This window comes from Paraburkholderia sp. SSBN10T (assembly GCF_056619545.1).
Genome location: NZ_JBWQQI010000039.1, coordinates 18,073 through 34,826, shown reverse-complemented (window position 1 = coordinate 34,826; position 16,754 = coordinate 18,073). Strand labels below are relative to the sequence as shown.

Genomic DNA, 16,754 nt, shown 5'->3' with positions numbered 1-16,754 from the left:
GGTTCAGTTTCCGCGCGCGGCGGCCGAACTCGCCGCGCTCGCATCTGCGCTCGCGTAAGCGTTGGCGTGAGCGTCGGCACGCGCATCCGCATCGAATGCGCGTTGCAGGATGCGGTCGGCCCGCTGCATCAGCACGATATAGACGACGATCAAGCCCACGTAGATCAGAATCGCACCCTGCGCGCCAACGTAGAACGGCAGGCTGAAACCGGCAAAGCGCACCTTCGACAACGTAGGCGCGGCGAGCGGCACGACAAACGAGACGAGGAACCCGAGCGTCATCAACACGCCGATCGACACGACGTTATAGTGCCAGTAGCGGCGATGCGCGCGCGCCATCGCCGCCGAGACCGGTGGCGGTTCGACAGGCGTGTGAAGCGCGGGTTGCGAGGGGGTAGGTGGCGCGGCCATGCGCCTGTTTATCAAAAAGGCACCGGGCAGGCAATCGGGATTGTCCGCGCGCTGGCTTACGCGAATCCTGGCGAGCGCCGCCGGTACTCGGCGGCAAGCCATGTAGCGGCAAGCGAACGCTCGCCAAACAAAAACGGCGCATCGAATGATGCGCCGTCGTTCGGATGCCTCAACCGGTTTCCCGGTCCACTGGACAACTCAACCCAGCGGTTCGCCTCCGAGGCTCAAACCTGAAACCTCAAAGCGACTCGCCAAGCTGATCGAGAATCGCCGGGTTCTCCAGCGTCGACACATCCTGCGTAATCGCTTCGCCCTTGGCCAGCGAGCGCAGCAGGCGGCGCATGATCTTGCCCGAGCGCGTCTTCGGCAGGTTGTCGCCGAAGCGGATGTCCTTCGGCTTGGCGATCGGCCCGATCTCCTTGCCGACCCACGCGCGCAGTTCGTTGGCGATCTTCACCGCTTCCTCGCCTTCCGGACGCGAGCGCTTCAGTACCACGAACGCGCACACGGCCTCGCCGGTCGTGTCGTCGGGACGCCCCACCACCGCCGCTTCCGCGACGATCGGATTGGCCACCAGCGCCGACTCGATCTCCATCGTGCCGAGCCGGTGGCCCGAGACGTTGAGCACGTCGTCGATGCGGCCCATGATCGTGAAGTAGCCGGTTTCCTTGTCGCGCACCGCGCCGTCGCCGGCGAGATACAGCGTGCCGCCGAGCTCTTCCGGAAAATAGCTCTTCTTGTAGCGGCCCGGGTCGCCCCACACGTTGCGCAGCATGGAAGGCCACGGGCGCTTGACCACCAGAATCCCGCCCTGCCCGTTCGGCACATCCTGACCGGTCTCGTCGACCACGGCCGCCATGATGCCCGGCAGCGGCAGCGTGCACGAACCCGGCACCAGCGGCGTCGCGCCGGGCAGCGGCGTAATCATGTGACCGCCGGTCTCGGTCTGCCACCACGTATCGACGATCGGACAACGCCCGCCGCCGACGTTCTCGTGGTACCACACCCATGCTTCCGGATTGATCGGCTCGCCGACCGTGCCGATCACCCGCAGCGACGACAGGTCATAACTCTTCGGGTGAATCTTCGCGTCGGCTTCCGCGGCCTTGATGAGCGAGCGGATTGCGGTAGGCGCCGTATAGAACAGCGAGACCTTGTGCTTCGCGATCATGTCCCAGAAGCGGCCCGCGTTCGGATATGTCGGCACGCCTTCGAACACCACCTGGGTCCCGCCGAGCGTCAGCGGCCCATACGCGATGTAGCTGTGACCGGTGATCCAGCCGATGTCGGCGGTACACCAGAACACGTCGGTGGGTTTCCAGTCGAAGGTCCACTTCAGCGTCTGCGCGGCCCACAGCAGATAGCCGCCGGTGCTGTGCTGCACGCCCTTCGGCTTGCCGGTCGAACCCGAGGTATAGAGGATGAACAGCGGATGCTCCGCGCCCACCCACTCGGGCGCGCACTGCTCCGACTCGCCCTGGGTAATCTCATGCATCCAGAGATCGCGGCCTTCGTGCCATGCGATCTTGCCGCCGGTCCGCCTGTAGACGATCACGCTCTTGACGGCTTCGCAGCCGCCCATCGCCAGCGCTTCATCGGCGATGTTCTTCAGCGGCAACGCCTTGCCGCCGCGCATCTGTTCGTCTGACGTGACGAGCGCCACCGCGCCCACGTCGACGAGGCGCTCGTTCAGCGACTTCGACGAGAAACCGCCGAACACGACCGAGTGCGTGGCGCCGATCCGCGCGCAAGCCTGCATGGCGACGACGCCTTCGACCGACATCGGCATATAGATCACCACGCGGTCGCCCTTCTTCACGCCGCGCTTCTTCAGCGCGTTGGCAAAGCGGCTCACCCGCTGCAGCAGATCCTGATAAGTGACGTTGGTAACGGTGCCGTCGTCGGCTTCGAAGACGATCGCGGTGCGCTGGCCGTGGCCGGCTTCGACATGGCGGTCGAGGCTGTTATACGAGGCGTTCAGTTCACCGTCCTCGAACCACGTATAGAACGGTGCCTTCGACTCGTCGAGCACCTTGCTGAAGGGCTTGTGCCAGCTCAGCGTCTCTTTGGCAAGACGCCCCCAGAAGCCTTCGTAATCGCGTTCCGCTTCGGCGGCGAGCGCCCGGTACGCGTCCATGCCGGAGATCGTCGCACCCGCCATTGCCTCAGCGGAAGGTGGGAAAACGCGGCGTTCCTGAAGAACCGATTCAATCGCAGACATCGACTACCCCTTGGTGAAGATGAAACGTAAATCCTGTGCTGACGTGCCGATGGCACGCCATGTCATGGTGACGCTGCCTCGCCATTACGCGCAGCGCCTGTCTCCAACCCTCGCGCAGGGCCTTCACTCCCTGCGCAGTCAACCGCCGAACCCGCATGTCGCATTGCAGCATGCCCGTGGTCCAACGATCAACCCGTTCATCTACCACGATAAACGTTGCAACTTACCGGCCACTTACGCTGGCCTCACAGAGCGGGATGCTACCCGCCTGGCCGTGAGCGTGCCGCCGCGGCGGGCTCGCGGGCTCGCCGCTGGGCGCAGACGGTCTCGTACGCGCCCTTTTACAATGCTAACTGAACTGGCCGGCCCGATTCCAGCATGGCCGGCACGATCGCCTGTCTCCACGAGGTAAACCCGAGTGTCGCTGTACAATAGCGCGCCTGCCGCGCGCTTGCTTGCGCCATTGCCTGGTTTCCAGGCAAATCGCGCACCACCCGATTTCATCGCCCTGATTCTTGCCTATGTCCGCTCCGCGCCCCGATTCCGCCGGTAAAACGCGCCGCCCGATGCGCCCCCTGCCCGCCGTCGTCTTCATGAGCCGCTGGCTGCAGGTGCCGCTTTACCTCGGCCTGATCGTCGCGCAAGGCGTCTACGTCGTCCTGTTCCTCAAGGAAGTCTGGCACCTCGTCACGGCCTCGATGACGCTCGACGAAACCAACATCATGCTGGTCGTGCTCGGCCTGATCGACGTGGTGATGATCTCGAACCTGCTGATCATGGTGATCATCGGCGGGTATGAAACTTTTGTCTCGCGTCTCGGCGTCGAAGGCCACCCGGACGAGCCCGAATGGCTCGATCACGTGAACGCCGGCGTGCTGAAGGTGAAGCTGTCGATGGCGCTGATCAGCATCTCGTCGATCCACTTGCTGAAGACCTTCATCAGCCCCGACCAGAATTCGACCCACACCATCATGTGGCAGGTGCTCATCCACCTGGCGTTCCTGCTGTCCGCGGTCGTGATGGCCGTGGTCGACCGGCTGACCACGCATACCCACCCGGCGCATTTCCATGAGCCGGCTGTAGCGCAATCCGTTTCCACTCCCCTGAAGGCGCAAGACTGAGCGCGCAGCCCATGCGATCAGTACAACAAACGCCATTGTCCCCACTGAGCTAGCCATGACCGTCATCAAACAGGAAGATCTGATCCAGAGCATCGCTGATTCGCTTCAGTACATCAGCTATTACCACCCGCTCGACTACATCCAGGCCCTTGGCCGCGCCTACGAGCTCGAACAGAGCCCGGCGGCGAAAGATGCCATCGCGCAGATCCTGACCAACAGCCGCATGTGCGCCGAAGGCAAGCGCCCGATCTGCCAGGACACCGGCATTGTCACGGTGTTCGTGAAGGTGGGCATGGACGTACGTTGGGACGGAGCGACGATGGGCGTCACCGACATGATCAACGAAGGCGTGCGCCGCGGTTACCTGAACCCGGACAACGTGCTGCGTGCCTCGATCGTGAGCCCGCCGGAAGGCGCTCGCAAGAACACCAAAGACAATACTCCGGCTGTGATCCACTACGAGATCGTACCGGGCGACAAGGTCGACGTGCAGGTCGCAGCCAAGGGCGGCGGCTCGGAGAACAAGTCGAAGTTCGCCATGCTCAACCCGTCGGACTCGATCGTCGACTGGATCCTGAAGACCGTGCCGACCATGGGCGCCGGCTGGTGCCCGCCGGGCATGCTCGGCATCGGCATCGGCGGCACCGCTGAAAAGGCGATGGTGATGGCGAAGGAATCGCTGATGGATCCGATCGACATTCAGGACATCATCGCCCGCGGTCCGAAGGACTGGATCGAAGAACTGCGCATCGAACTGCACGAGAAGGTCAACGCACTGGGCATCGGCGCGCAAGGTCTCGGCGGCCTCGCCACCGTGCTCGACGTCAAGATCATGGCCGCGCCGACGCACGCCGCGAGCAAGCCGATCGCCATCATCCCGAACTGCGCGGCGACCCGTCACGCGCACTTCACGCTGGACGGCTCGGGGGTCGCCAGGCTCGAAGCGCCGTCGCTCGACGCATGGCCGAAGGTGCAGTGGGAGCCGGACACGGAAAAGAGCAAGCGCGTCGATCTGAACACGCTGACGCCGGCAGAAGTCGCCTCGTGGACCCCGGGCCAGACGCTGCTGCTGTCGGGCAAGATGCTGACTGGCCGCGATGCTGCACACAAGCGCATCGCCGACATGCTCGCCAAGGGCGAAAAGCTGCCGGTCGACTTCACCAACCGCGTGATCTACTACGTCGGCCCGGTCGATCCGGTGCGCGACGAAGCCGTCGGCCCGGCTGGCCCGACCACCGCCACGCGAATGGACAAGTTCACCGAGACGATGTTGTCGCAAACAGGTCTTATTTCGATGATCGGCAAGGCCGAGCGCGGCCCGGTCGCCATCGAGGCCATCAAGAAGCACCAGGCCGCTTATCTGATGGCCGTGGGCGGCGCGGCCTACCTCGTCTCGAAGGCGATCCGCAGCGCCAAGGTGCTGGCGTTCGAAGACCTCGGCATGGAAGCCATCTACGAGTTCGACGTGCAGGACATGCCGGTCACGGTTGCCGTCGATTCGAACGGCACCTCGGTCCACCAGACCGGCCCGAAGGAATGGCAAGCGAAGATCGGCAAGATTCCGGTCGCAACGGCTTAAACCCCGTTTCAACGCCCAGCGTCTGCTGACGAAAGCCGGGGCCTACGGTCCCGGCTTTTGCATTTGACCGGGCGGCGGCTCGTAAGAATCTGTAGGGGCAACCCGTGACTCGCCACGGGGCGTGTGTCAAAAAATGCTTCGATCCTTGGCTTTTTCGGGTCAGGCGTTTATTGTTGTTGAAAATCGAAATTCAGAGTCCCACAAGGAAAAACTCATGCAAGGCGACAAGAAGGTTATCGAATATCTGAACGCTCAGTTGAAGAACGAACTGACTGCGATCAACCAGTACTTCCTGCATGCGCGGATGTACAAGCATTGGGGACTCGAGAAACTCGGCAAGCATGAGTACGACGAATCGATCGGCGAAATGAAGCATGCCGACTGGCTCATCGAACGCATTTTCATGCTGGACGGGCTGCCCAACCTGCAAGACCTGCACAAGCTGCTGATCGGCGAGGAAACCAAAGAGATTCTCGAATGCGACCTGAAGCTCGAGCAGATTTCGCAGAGCACCTGCAAGGAAGCAATCGTGTATTGCGAATCAGTCCGCGATTTCATCTCGCGCGAGATCTTCGTGAAAATCCTCGACGATACAGAAGAACATATCGACTGGCTGGAAACGCAACTGGACCTGATCGACAAGGTCGGCATCCAGAACTACCAGCAATCCGGCATGGGTTCGGTCGAGTCCTAAGCGGCATAGCCTGTGCAACCTGAGATATATTGCACGGGCTCGATTGTTTGCTCCTGCTCGTCCCCTTGCCCGCTCCCGTGACTGCTCCCATGCATACTGCCTCGTCAGACGCAGGTTTTAGCTCGCCCCTTAGCGCACCCGCGTCTTACGCCGCCGGCGAGCCGCGGTCCGCGGCTCCGGCGGCTCATGCTCCAGTGGGCGTGTTCGACTCGGGCCTGGGTGGCCTGTCTGTGCTGCGAGCGGTGCGCGCGCAGGTGCCGGACGAGGCGATCATCTATGTGGCCGACTCGTTGTACGCGCCCTATGGCGAACGCGACGACGACTTTATCGCCGACCGCACGCTCGCGATCGGCCAATGGCTCGTCAGGCAGGGCGCCAAGGTGCTGGTGGTGGCCTGCAACACGGCGACAGCTCAGTCCATCGCGCTGGTGCGTGAGCGCTTGCCGATTCCGCTGATCGGCGTGGAGCCGGGTATCAAACCGGCTGCCCAGCAATCGAAAACGCGTGTGGCCGGCGTGCTCGCCACCCAGGTGACGCTGCGTAGCGCCCGTTTCCAGACCTTGCTGGAACGCTACGCCGCCGACTGCCGCTTTCTCTGCCAGCCCGGCCACGGACTGGTGCAGGCCATCGAACGCTGCGACGTCGGCTCGGCCGAATTGCGCGCGCTGCTCAACAGCTATCTGCAACCGATGCTCGATGCCGGCGCCGACACGTTGGTGCTCGGCTGCACGCACTACCCGTTTCTCGATGCGGCGATCCGCGATATCGTCGGCGAGCGCATGACGCTGATCGACACGAGCGTGGCGATTGCCCGGCAACTGGAGCGCGTGCTCGACCAGCACGGCCTGCGCGCTGCGACCGGTAGCGCCGTCGGTCTGCCCCGATTTTGCTCGACCAGCGATGGCGCGCATCTGCAGCAGCTTGCCGCCACCCTCCTCCAGATCGAGGCGCCGGTGGAGCAAGTGGTCATCCCGTCGCGGCGCACCCTCGCGGCTGACTCCCAGGCCGCTTAGGGCGGTTGCTTAAGGCGCTCACTTAGCGGGCGCTCATTTCGCTGCTGCGGCGCGCTCGCCTGGCGGCCGCGCCAGCCTCGCCCCTCATCCGACCCCACTCCAAATTGCAGTATCCCTGCTAACAGTCTGGTTTTGTTACAAAAATTCCCACGGGGCGCTTGCCAAACGCATCAAACAAAATGATAATAATTCGCATTAACGTTAGCTATTGCGCACCACTATGATTGTCTGTGTCTGCAAGTCTGTATCCGACCGGAAGATCCGTGCCTCGATCGCGGAAGGCGTCGACTCGTTCGAAGAACTCCAGTTCGAACTGGGCGTCGCCATGTGCTGCGGCAAGTGCGAAGAGTCCGTGCGCGACGTGATGGCGCAAAGCGGCGTGTGCGCGAGCCGCTGCGGCGTCGAGCATCATACGCATCCGGTGCCGGTTACGTTCTACGAACGCAAAGCCGCCTGATCCTGCCGGCACGGCGCTCCGCCGTGCCTCCAGCGCCCCTGGCGCCAAGCGCTTCACGCTTTAGTCCACTGCCGTCAGCAAGCCAGTACACGTACCAGCCAGCTACCGCTCACCCCGTAACAGGAGTTCGAGATGGAATTGCTGATTGGTTTCGTGACCACACTGTGCATTTCGCTGCTGATATTCCGAAAATGACGTTGCTTCGTCCCGGTATCGACGGCGCGCGGTTGCGCTAACATGCGCGCCTCGCATACCGTCCCGGCCGGCCTCGCGCCGGCGCCTGCCAGCCGTATGAATTCCCGCGCCGTAACGGCGACCGCTGCGGTTGCCGCCATCCACGTCGCGCTGCTTGCGGTCGTGCTCAGCGTGCGCAACGATGAGCCGGTTCGCCCGCTCGAATCGCGCACGATGACCGCCGAACTGTTGAGCCCCGCGCCCGTAGCGGCGCCGGCGGCGCTGCAATCGATCGCCCCGCCGCCGCCCAAGCCGACCCCGCCCGTCCCGCACGCGAAGCCGAAGGTGCAGGCGCGCCGCACCCCGGCGCCGCAGCCCACGCCGTTGCCGCAAGCCGCCGCGCCCTCGCCTGCCGCACCCGCCGCCGCCCAGGCCGCACCGCCTGCGCCCGCTGCCCCTGCGGCGCCGGCTACCGCCGCGGCGCCCGCCATCGGCCGACCGACGCTGGAGATCAGCGCGCCGAAGAACGTCGCGCATCTCGACTGCAATATCGCGAAGCCCGACTACCCGGCCCTGTCGCGACGCCGCGGTGAAACCGGTACCGCCTACGTCAGGTTCGTCGTGGGCCTCACCGGCAATCTCGAGAATATCGAGCTGAAAAAGAGCAGCGGCTTCGACCGTCTCGACGACGCGGCGCTCGCCGCCGTCCGCGCGAGCACCTGCAAGCCTTATGTGGAAAACGGCGCGCCGGTCCGGGCCGCCTACACCCAGCCATACCAGTTCGGCCTGGACGACTGAGCGCGCGGATCAGCGAACGCTTGAGCGGCTCAAACGGATTTTAAAAAAGGAATAGCAATGCAGAACTACGGTTTGGCCCACGTCTGGGCACAAGGGGATTTCGTGACGCGCGGCATCGCGCTCGCGCTACTGATCATGTCGGTGCTCTCATGGAGCGTGATCGTCATCAAGGCGTGGAACGTGATGCGTCTCAAGCGCCTGACGAAAAACGCCGAGCAGTCGTTCTGGCATTCGGACGACCTCTCCGATGGCGTGAAGAAACTCGGCGCCGGCACCTCGGCCCCACAGGGCAACCCGTTTCTCGCGCTCGCGCTATCGGGCCAGGAAGCCGCGGATCACCACCATCAGACGCAACCGCATCTGCACGACCGCATGGACGTGTCGGACTGGATCACGCGCTGCCTCAAAGACACCATGGACGACAGCGTGGCGCGCATGCAGAGCGGTCTCGCGATCCTCGCGTCGATCGGCAGCACCGCGCCGTTCGTCGGCCTGTTCGGCACGGTGTGGGGCATTTATCACGCGCTGCTGGCAATCGGCGCGAGCGGCCAGAGCTCGATCGACCAGGTGGCCGGCCCGGTTGGCGAAGCGCTGATCATGACCGCGTTTGGCCTGTTCGTCGCGATTCCGGCGGTGCTCGGCTACAACGCGCTGACCCGTGCGAACAAGGCGATCGTCACCAAGCTGAACCGCTTTGCTCACGGCCTGCATGCGTTCTTCGTGACGGGCGCGCGCCTGTCGTCGTCCAGGCGCGGCGACGGCCTGCGCCTCGCCACCCGCGCCAACTGATCAGCGAGGACTCCGATGGGAATGAGCCCCTTCGCCGGCGACGATGACGACGGCCTGATGAACGAAATCAACATGACACCGCTCGTCGACGTCATGTTGGTTCTCCTGATCGTTTTCATGGTGACGATTCCGGTGATCCGTCACGCAGTCAAGATCGATCTGCCGCACGCGAGCAGCCAGAAAGAAGAGACCAAACCGGTACAGGTGAATGTGTCGGTCGAAGCCGACGGCACCGTGCTGTGGGATCAACAGAAGGTCAGCGACGACGAGCTGCGTGCGAAGATCGCCCAGGCCTCACAGGCGAGCCCGCAACCGGAACTGCATCTGAACGCCGATCGCAAGGTCGCCTATGAAAAGGTGGCCGAAGTGATGTCGGCGGCACAGGCCGGCGGCCTCACGAAGATCGGCTTCGTGACGCAACCTGTGAGCCGCTAGCGCACGCCGCGCACTACCTCGCGGGACGCAAAAAGCCCTTGTTCTGAGGGCATAAAGTAAAAGGCCCTCATCGTCGGATGAAGGCCTTTTTTGGTGCGCACTCGGCGCCTTCGGGCGGCGAGATCACCCGCTATCGGATGAGTAGCGAATGACTCCACATGCGACAGCCGTGGTCGACACGGACAGCGCGATCAGCCCTATCAGGCTCGCTATGATAGCGGCCATGAGTTTTCGCGTAAGAGACTCCTTAGCGAAGGGATTTCACTATAAGCCTGTCGGCGCAGAGGTTCAAGCACAGGCCCATTGAAAGTACTCATCGCTGGCCGCGTTTAAATGCCAAAACGATATGACGCCGCTTGAATTGAACGCGGTCATGCAGGATGACTCGCTTCTTTGCAAAGTGCCCTTTCATGCTTGCCGGTGCTTGCACACGCTTGCATAAAAGCTTGGACAACGGGCCTTCTACACAGTCGCCGGCGCGGTAACCTGCGCAGCCGGGCTGCGTTCCCGCGTTTTACGCTTTTCCGCAGCCGTCGGGCATTCGTCCATGATGTGCTTGCCGGTATCCGGGTCCAGCATCTCGACCAGATAGTCGACGAACGCACGCACCGCGGGCACCATGCCCTGGCGCGACACGAACACCGCGTAGAGCTGCGGCGAAGGCAGCGTCCAGCCCGGCATGACCGGCGACAGTTGGCCCGCGCGCAGCGCCGCGCCGTACATCATTTCGGGCAGCGCGGCGATGCCGACCCCCGCCAGCACCGCCTCGCGGATCATCATCAGGTCGGCGCTCACGAGGCGCGGCTCGTGTTCCAGCGCGTGGCGCGTGCCGTCCGGTGCGATCAACTGGAACACGTGGCGGCCGTCGGTGGTCGGCGTGTCGAGCGTCTCGAAGCGGGCCAGGTCGGCCGGCAACAGCGGCGGGGCATTCTGTTGCAGCAGGCTCGGCGCCCCCACCAGCATCTGCTGCGTGCGCCACAACGGCCGCACCACGATGTTGGCGTTTTCGGGCGGCTCCGAACGCACCCGCAATGCAACATCGATCGAATCCTCGAACAGATCGACGACGCGGTTGGTCACGCGCATCACCACCCGCACTTCCGGATAGCGGTGCATGAATTCCGGCAGGATCTGCGACAGCACCGTCTGCGACATCGTGACCGGCACGCTCACGCGCACCGTGCCGCGCGGCGACGAGCGCAATTGCTGCACCACGTTGACGGCGGCCTGCGCTTCCGAGAGCATCGCCTGGCAATGCTGGTAGAAAAGTTGCCCGGCCTCGGTGAGCGCGAGCTTGCGCGTGGAGCGCTGCAGCAGGCGCACGCCCAACGACGCCTCCAGCTCGGTCAAACGTCGCGACAGGCGCGATTTCGAGATGCCCAGCACCCGCTCCGCGGCGGAAAATCCGCCGTGCTCGACGACCTGGGAAAAGTACATCAGGTCGTTCAGATTATGCGAATCGATCTTCATCTCATCGTTCCATGAATAGAACAATCCATTGCGTGACGGTGGCTGGCACCTCGAAAAACGGTCCCTATAATAGCTCTATGTTTCAGAAATAACGCTATTCCCCATTTTTCAAGGTGACTTTTGATGAGCTCGACACGCACGATCGAACGCACGTATCCGGCGGTTCGCACGACCGAAGGCGGCGGCTTTATCGTCCACCGTCCGTTTCCAACCCGCATGCTGATGGACTTCGACCCGTTTCTGCTGCTCGACGAAATGGGCCCGATCGACTACGCCCCCGGCGAAGCCAAGGGCGCACCGGACCATCCGCACCGCGGCTTCGAGACTGTCACCTACGTGCTGGAGGGCCAGTTCGGCCATAAGGACTCGGCCGGCCACTCGGGGACGCTGCGCGCCGGCGATGTGCAATGGATGACCGCCGGCGCCGGCGTCGTCCACAGCGAAATGCCCGATCCGGAGTTCGTGCGTACCGGTGGCCGCGTCCACGGCCTGCAATTGTGGGTGAACCTGCCGCGCAGCGACAAGATGATCGCGCCGCGCTACCAGGAAATGCCGTCGGCGCAGATTCCGGTTGCGACCTCCGCTGACGGCAAGGTCAGCGTCAAGGTGATCGCGGGCGAAGCGTTCGGCGTGGCGGCGGCCATCGAAACCCGTACCCCGATCCTGTATCAGCATTTCACGCTGCAACCGGGCGCGAAGATCGTGCATGCCGTGCCGGCCAACTACCGGGTGTTCGCTTATGGGTTGTCGGGTAAGGGCCTCTACGGCGAGGAAGGCCGCGAAATCGGCGCGCAGCAGATGGTCGTGTTCGGCGACGACGGCGATACCGTGACGTTTGCTGCCGGTGACGAACCGCTCGAGATACTGTTGCTGGGCGGCGTGCCGCTGAAGGAACCGGTGGTGCGCTACGGTCCGTTCGTGATGAACACCGAAGACGAGATTCGCCAGGCCGTGACCGACTACCAGGCCGGCCGCATGGGACAGATTACTCACTGAAGCATGCCTGTCCGCGGCAAGCGGCAACAGGCTTGCACCTCGCGCAGGCTCGCCGCACGCCGCACTGACTGGACAAGCCTCGCGGCGCCATGACGCGTGCGGCGCGAAGCCGGACGATTTCGTTCACAATAGCGGCTCGTGCCGCGCGCCGTAGCTCGCTGCGCCGCGCGGCGAACCCCGTCCCTGTTCAGGAGCGCGCATGGCAGAGTCCACCGTCACCGCCCACATCGGCTCGACGAATTTTCAGGTGCTTCTCGACGACGGCAAGCATACGTGGCTCGCCGACGAACCGGCGTCGCAAGGTGGCGGCGACCGCGGACCGAGCCCGGTGGCGATCTTGCTGTCGAGTCTTGGCGCCTGCACCTCGATTACGCTGAAAATGTATGCGCAACGCAAAGGCTGGCCGCTCGCCGACGTACGCGTCACGCTCTCGATGGCGACCGGAGAAGAAGGCTCGACGATCGACCGGCAGATCGTGCTGGAAGGCGAGCTGACCGATGAGCAGCGCGAGCGTCTGCTGCAGATCGCCAATGCGTGCCCGGTCCACAAGATCCTGACGCATCCGATCTCGATCCGCACGGGACTCGCGGTTGCCTGATTTGCCAGAGGGCGCGCCTGACAGATACGGAAACATTGCATATGGCGCTGCGCCAAAAGCGCGCCCCCAAAAGAGGAAGCCTCCGTTTTGAATTTCGAACACCTTATCCAGATCAACGACCCGCTGAATCCGCTCGTTGAAAAGCTGACTCGCGAGCAGTTGTGGGAAGGCCTCGTGCTGCGCGCCGAACAGCCGCAACTCTTCGTGCTTGGGCTTGACACGTGCACGATCCTGTCGCGCACCGAGAACACGCTCGAGCGCGAGCTGCATTACGGCCAGGTGACGGTGCGCGACCGTGTCACGCTACAGCCCAACCAGAGCGTGCGCTACGACATCCTCGCTACCGAAACGTATGTGGGCGGTTCGCTCACGATGACGATCGAGCAACCCGACGAACTGCAACTGTTCCTGCGCTTCGAGTACAGCACCACACTGCCCGTCTCCGACGATGAAGACGCCCGCCAGACACAGGAGATCGTCAAGTCGGCATACCGCGAGTCGGATATCGATACGGTGCGGCTGATTCGCCAGTACGTGCAAGGCAAGGAGTCCGGCGCGCTGCATTGAGCGTCGGCGGGCTGCGGGCTACGGGGCGGCGGCTATCGAAACATTAATCCGATGAATTTGGCGATCTTGTAAATAGGAACGATTATCATTTAGAATCACTCCATCGAATCAACAAACCGACGGAACGAATGAACGACCTCACGCGCTCTTCCACGCTTAGCCTGCGCCGCCCGGCGGCCGCTGCGCTAACCAGCCGTCCGAAAGCCAGCACCACCGCCGCCGCACCGAGGCAGCCGGTTGAACGCAGTTCCGCAGCGGCGGCAGCAGGAACCGCTGCGCCGGCGGTCCGCAGCGAGACCCTGCTGCAAGGCCGCAGCCACGTCAACATCGTGCATAACGGCGAAACCTACCAGTTGCGGGCCACGCGCCTCGGCAAGCTGATTCTGACCAAGTAACGAGGCATCTACCGGGTATTGTGGGGACCACCTCTTCGAGAGGTGTTGGGCATTAGCCAGCCACGACGGCTTGCACGCGAGATCTAGACCCCTTCGTGCAACACACCAAGCCAGCCGTCGCAGCAAGCCAGGCCGTTTTTTTGGTTCTCACCCAATGCGGACAGGCGCATGAGCGCACGTCGCGACAATAGCAACGCTTGAACGAGTGGTACGACGAAGCCGTGGCGATGACAACATCCCACGACTTTCGTGCTTCTGGCTTCGGTTATCGCAAGCGCCTGTCGCCTGGCTGGATGCCCGGTTGGCTCAGGCGATTTCCAGCACCGCGATGCCCGCGCGTGCCACGGCCGCATCCTGCTCCGATTTCACGCCGGACACGCCAATCGAGCCCACCACCTCGCCCTCGAAGACAACCGGCACGCCGCCCTCCACCATCGCCACCAGCGGCGCGCTGAGGAAGGCGGTGCGGCCGTTCTTGATAATGTCTTCGTAGACCTTGGTGTCGCGCCGCCCGAGCACGGCCGTGCGGCCCTTGCCGATCGCCATTTCGACGGTGCTGGGCGCCGTGTCGTCCATTCGGTGCAGATAGAGCAGATGACCGCCGTCGTCGAAGATCGCGACAGTCACGTGCCACTGGTTGGCCAGCGCGTGCGCTTCGGCAGCGGCGGCCATTTTCTTGACGTCTTCGTCAGTCAGTGCAGGTTTGGTTCTCACGGGCAGCCTCTTCGTCTCTGGAACACAACGCGCCGCTAGCGTGTCCAGCCCCAGAACATCAGCCACCACGCACTATCGACGACCGCGAGTGCGGCAATAAACCATACCATCGCCAGACCGCGCTGGAAAAGGCGCGCGCTGTAACGCCGTGTGACGAGCCACGCGAGCCATGCGCTCGACAGGTTGGCCACGGCCAGAATAGCGAGGCGCAGGTCGCTGGCCCACCACAGCGGGACATGTTCCGCGCGCAGCAGCGACAACGTGGTCGCCGACAGCCCGAGAAACACGCCGGCGCCCGCCAGCGGAATCAGCCCTTGCGCGAGATGATGCAGCCGCACGGCGCTAAAGCGGCCCAAGGCGCGGGTTGCGCCCATCATCAGCGCCAGCAGGCTCGTGCCGTACACCAGCCCCGTGGCGACGATATAGCCGATCACCAGCGTGCCGTCGAGCCACGAAAATACGTCGTTCTGCTCAGGGTAATGCGTGAACAGAAACCACGGCGCGTTGGTGTCGAGCGGCCAGGTGATATTGCGATCCACCAGCCAGGTGGCGAGGAACATCTTCAGGTCGACAAACCATGTCGACGCACTCCAATGAAACGCGCCGATCGCGATGCCGAGCAAGCCGTAGAGGATCAGCGCGGTATCCCATGCACTGGCCTGCCGGTCGCCGAGTTCCACCACTTCCGACGACGGCGCGCGCCACGTCAAGGCAATCGCATCGCGGTGACCGCTGCAGCGGCCGCACATATGGCACGCCGCAGCGCCCTTCATGTTGCGCAACGGCACCAGTGGCGCGCAGTTGACAGGAATCACGCGATGGCCGTGTTCGCCCTCTGTGTAGGAGCGGCGCCACGCGTCCTCGTCGACCTTGTAGTGAAACGGCGCGAGCCGCGCCAGAAGCGAAAAGACCCCGTTGACGGGGCACAGGTATTTGCACCAGACGCGTTTCTCGCGCCCATAGAGCAAGCCGATCACGATGGCGGCGAAGGTCGAGCCGCCGAGCACCAGCAGCACGGCCTTTGGATACTGGTAGACGCTCACCATCTGGCCGTAAATGGTGGTGAGACCGAAGGCGACGAACGGCCAGCCGCCCCAGCGCATCCAGCGAGGAATCGCCCAGCCACGGCCGAATTTGCTGGCGAGTTCGGCGAGCGTACCCTCGGGGCACAGCACGCCGCACCACACGCGGCCGAGCATCACCATCGAGAGCAGCACGAACGGCCACCAGATGCCCCAGAACACGAACTGCGCAGCAAGCGTCAGGTTGTCCCACAGATGGGCCGTTTCATCGGGCAGCGGTGAGAACGCCGGCACCAGAATCAGGAACGCATAGACGGCTACGACGACCCACTGGATGCCGCGAATCAGCCCGCCATGGCGCTGCATCCACTGGCCGGCAGCAGTGAGCCGGCCGGGGTGGCGGGAGCCGTTACTGGAGCGCTTGAGCGCTCCGCTCATGCTGCGCCCCCTGCCGCCTGCCGAGCCGGCCGCCGGCTGGCCCGGCGCACCAGCAGGTACACGACGCCCCAGTACACCGCATAGGCGATCAGATTCATCAGCGCTGGATGAGCGCGATAGCCGGTCAGCGTGGCGACGAGCGAACCGAAGGTACTCGAGTCATCGAGCAGCGCCGACGTGTTCCACAGTTGATCCACCAGCGTGGGCAGAATTTCCTTGTCGATGAGCTTGTCGACGCCGGTCTGGAACAGGCCCGCGCCAAGGAACAGCAGCATGATTTCGGTGACGCGGAAAAAGACCCGCCACGAGAAGAACTTGCCGCCCAGTTGCAGCACGTAGAAGGTCAGGAACGCGAGGCCGAGGCCGATCAGCACGGCGAGCATCTGGCCGCCGTCCACGTGGCCCGACTGGCCGAAGCCGAGGCCATACAGGAAGATGACCGTCTCGCTGCCTTCACGGGCAATCGCCAGCGCGACCAGCACGGCAATGCCCCACCAGTTCGAATCGCGCGTGCTCTGTCGCAGCGACTGCTCCATGTCGCGCTTGAGCGTGCGGCCGTGCTGCTTCATCCACAGCACCATCTGGACGATCAGCACGCACGCGACCAGCACCATCGCGGTCTGGAAATAGTCCTGCGCGTCGCCGGACAGCACTTCGGTAAAGCCGATCAGCGCCGCGCCGAGCGCGATCGCCGCGAGGATGCCCACGCCGACACCCGCCCACAAATACGGCAAGCCGCGGCGCGCGTCATCGTCGCCGTTTTTCAGCCACGCATACAGGATGCCGACGACCAGCAGCGCCTCGACGCTCTCCCGCCACACGATGAACAACACCTGACCCATCGAACTTCTCCCACTGCTTG

The 16,754-nt window shown here is 63.6% G+C and carries 18 protein-coding genes; 12 read left to right on the top strand and 6 right to left on the bottom strand.

Features of this window, described 5'->3' with window-relative positions:
- Positions 1-3: 3 nt before the first annotated feature.
- Positions 4-411, bottom strand: a complete 408-nt coding sequence (locus tag AC1ECK_RS35605; RefSeq protein ID WP_480327804.1) for a DUF4212 domain-containing protein — start codon at positions 409-411, stop codon at positions 4-6.
- Between the two features lie 238 nt (positions 412-649).
- Positions 650-2,632, bottom strand: coding sequence for an acetate--CoA ligase (gene acs, locus AC1ECK_RS35600; protein WP_480327803.1), 1,983 nt, complete (start codon positions 2,630-2,632; stop codon positions 650-652).
- A gap of 566 nt (positions 2,633-3,198) precedes the next feature.
- Between acs and AC1ECK_RS35595 the strand changes: the two genes are divergently transcribed.
- The 8 genes from AC1ECK_RS35595 (at position 3,199) to AC1ECK_RS35560 (ending at position 9,692) form a co-directional block, all read left to right on the top strand.
- A complete protein-coding gene (locus AC1ECK_RS35595) occupies positions 3,199-3,753 on the top strand; it encodes a TIGR00645 family protein (RefSeq protein WP_480327802.1) in 555 nt (184 codons plus the stop codon).
- A gap of 55 nt (positions 3,754-3,808) precedes the next feature.
- The gene (locus AC1ECK_RS35590; protein ID WP_480327801.1) at positions 3,809-5,332 is read left to right on the top strand and encodes a fumarate hydratase; all 1,524 of its coding nucleotides are present in this window, start codon (positions 3,809-3,811) and stop codon (positions 5,330-5,332) included.
- 214 nt (positions 5,333-5,546) lie between these two features.
- Positions 5,547-6,026 carry a bacterioferritin gene (gene bfr / locus AC1ECK_RS35585; protein WP_480327800.1) on the top strand — a complete coding sequence of 160 codons (480 nt, stop codon included), beginning with the start codon at positions 5,547-5,549 and terminating at the stop codon, positions 6,024-6,026.
- Between the two features lie 89 nt (positions 6,027-6,115).
- Positions 6,116-7,039 (top strand): glutamate racemase, encoded by a 924-nt coding sequence (gene murI / locus AC1ECK_RS35580; RefSeq protein WP_480327799.1) that lies wholly within the window; start codon positions 6,116-6,118, stop codon positions 7,037-7,039.
- A gap of 220 nt (positions 7,040-7,259) precedes the next feature.
- Positions 7,260-7,496 (top strand): (2Fe-2S)-binding protein, encoded by a 237-nt coding sequence (locus AC1ECK_RS35575; RefSeq protein WP_480327798.1) that lies wholly within the window; start codon positions 7,260-7,262, stop codon positions 7,494-7,496.
- A gap of 237 nt (positions 7,497-7,733) precedes the next feature.
- Positions 7,734-8,468 (top strand): energy transducer TonB, encoded by a 735-nt coding sequence (locus AC1ECK_RS35570; RefSeq protein WP_480327797.1) that lies wholly within the window; start codon positions 7,734-7,736, stop codon positions 8,466-8,468.
- Between the two features lie 57 nt (positions 8,469-8,525).
- A complete protein-coding gene (locus AC1ECK_RS35565) occupies positions 8,526-9,257 on the top strand; it encodes a MotA/TolQ/ExbB proton channel family protein (RefSeq protein WP_480327796.1) in 732 nt (243 codons plus the stop codon).
- Between the two features lie 15 nt (positions 9,258-9,272).
- Positions 9,273-9,692 carry an ExbD/TolR family protein gene (locus AC1ECK_RS35560; RefSeq protein WP_480327794.1) on the top strand — a complete coding sequence of 140 codons (420 nt, stop codon included), beginning with the start codon at positions 9,273-9,275 and terminating at the stop codon, positions 9,690-9,692.
- Between the two features lie 462 nt (positions 9,693-10,154).
- On the opposite strand, the gene AC1ECK_RS35555 is transcribed toward AC1ECK_RS35560, so the two are convergent.
- Positions 10,155-11,162 (bottom strand): LysR family transcriptional regulator, encoded by a 1,008-nt coding sequence (locus AC1ECK_RS35555; protein ID WP_480327792.1) that lies wholly within the window; start codon positions 11,160-11,162, stop codon positions 10,155-10,157.
- 123 nt (positions 11,163-11,285) lie between these two features.
- On the opposite strand from AC1ECK_RS35555, the gene AC1ECK_RS35550 reads away from it, so the two are divergent.
- The 4 genes from AC1ECK_RS35550 (at position 11,286) to hemP (ending at position 13,718) form a co-directional block, all read left to right on the top strand.
- Positions 11,286-12,158, top strand: coding sequence for a pirin family protein (locus AC1ECK_RS35550; RefSeq protein WP_480327790.1), 873 nt, complete (start codon positions 11,286-11,288; stop codon positions 12,156-12,158).
- Between the two features lie 199 nt (positions 12,159-12,357).
- Positions 12,358-12,756: an OsmC family protein gene (locus tag AC1ECK_RS35545; RefSeq protein ID WP_480327788.1), complete on the top strand. Its 399-nt coding sequence runs from the start codon at positions 12,358-12,360 to the stop codon at positions 12,754-12,756.
- 87 nt (positions 12,757-12,843) lie between these two features.
- On the top strand, positions 12,844-13,323 hold the full coding sequence (locus AC1ECK_RS35540; RefSeq protein ID WP_480327786.1) for an SRPBCC family protein: 480 nt from the start codon (positions 12,844-12,846) through the stop codon (positions 13,321-13,323).
- Positions 13,324-13,451: 128 nt separating this feature from the next.
- Positions 13,452-13,718 (top strand): hemin uptake protein HemP, encoded by a 267-nt coding sequence (gene hemP, locus AC1ECK_RS35535; RefSeq protein WP_480327784.1) that lies wholly within the window; start codon positions 13,452-13,454, stop codon positions 13,716-13,718.
- 306 nt (positions 13,719-14,024) lie between these two features.
- Here hemP and AC1ECK_RS35530 read toward each other — a convergent pair whose 3' ends face one another.
- The 3 genes from AC1ECK_RS35530 to AC1ECK_RS35520 are packed head-to-tail and all read right to left on the bottom strand — an operon-like array spanning position 14,025 to position 16,734.
- On the bottom strand, positions 14,025-14,432 hold the full coding sequence (locus tag AC1ECK_RS35530) for a GlcG/HbpS family heme-binding protein (RefSeq protein WP_480327782.1): 408 nt from the start codon (positions 14,430-14,432) through the stop codon (positions 14,025-14,027).
- Between the two features lie 35 nt (positions 14,433-14,467).
- The gene (locus AC1ECK_RS35525; protein ID WP_480327780.1) at positions 14,468-15,892 is read right to left on the bottom strand and encodes a 4Fe-4S binding protein; all 1,425 of its coding nucleotides are present in this window, start codon (positions 15,890-15,892) and stop codon (positions 14,468-14,470) included.
- Positions 15,889-16,734, bottom strand: a complete 846-nt coding sequence (locus AC1ECK_RS35520) for an FTR1 family iron permease (RefSeq protein WP_480327778.1) — start codon at positions 16,732-16,734, stop codon at positions 15,889-15,891. Before AC1ECK_RS35520 ends, AC1ECK_RS35525 begins: the two co-directional genes overlap by 4 nt.
- Positions 16,735-16,754: the final 20 nt, after the last annotated feature.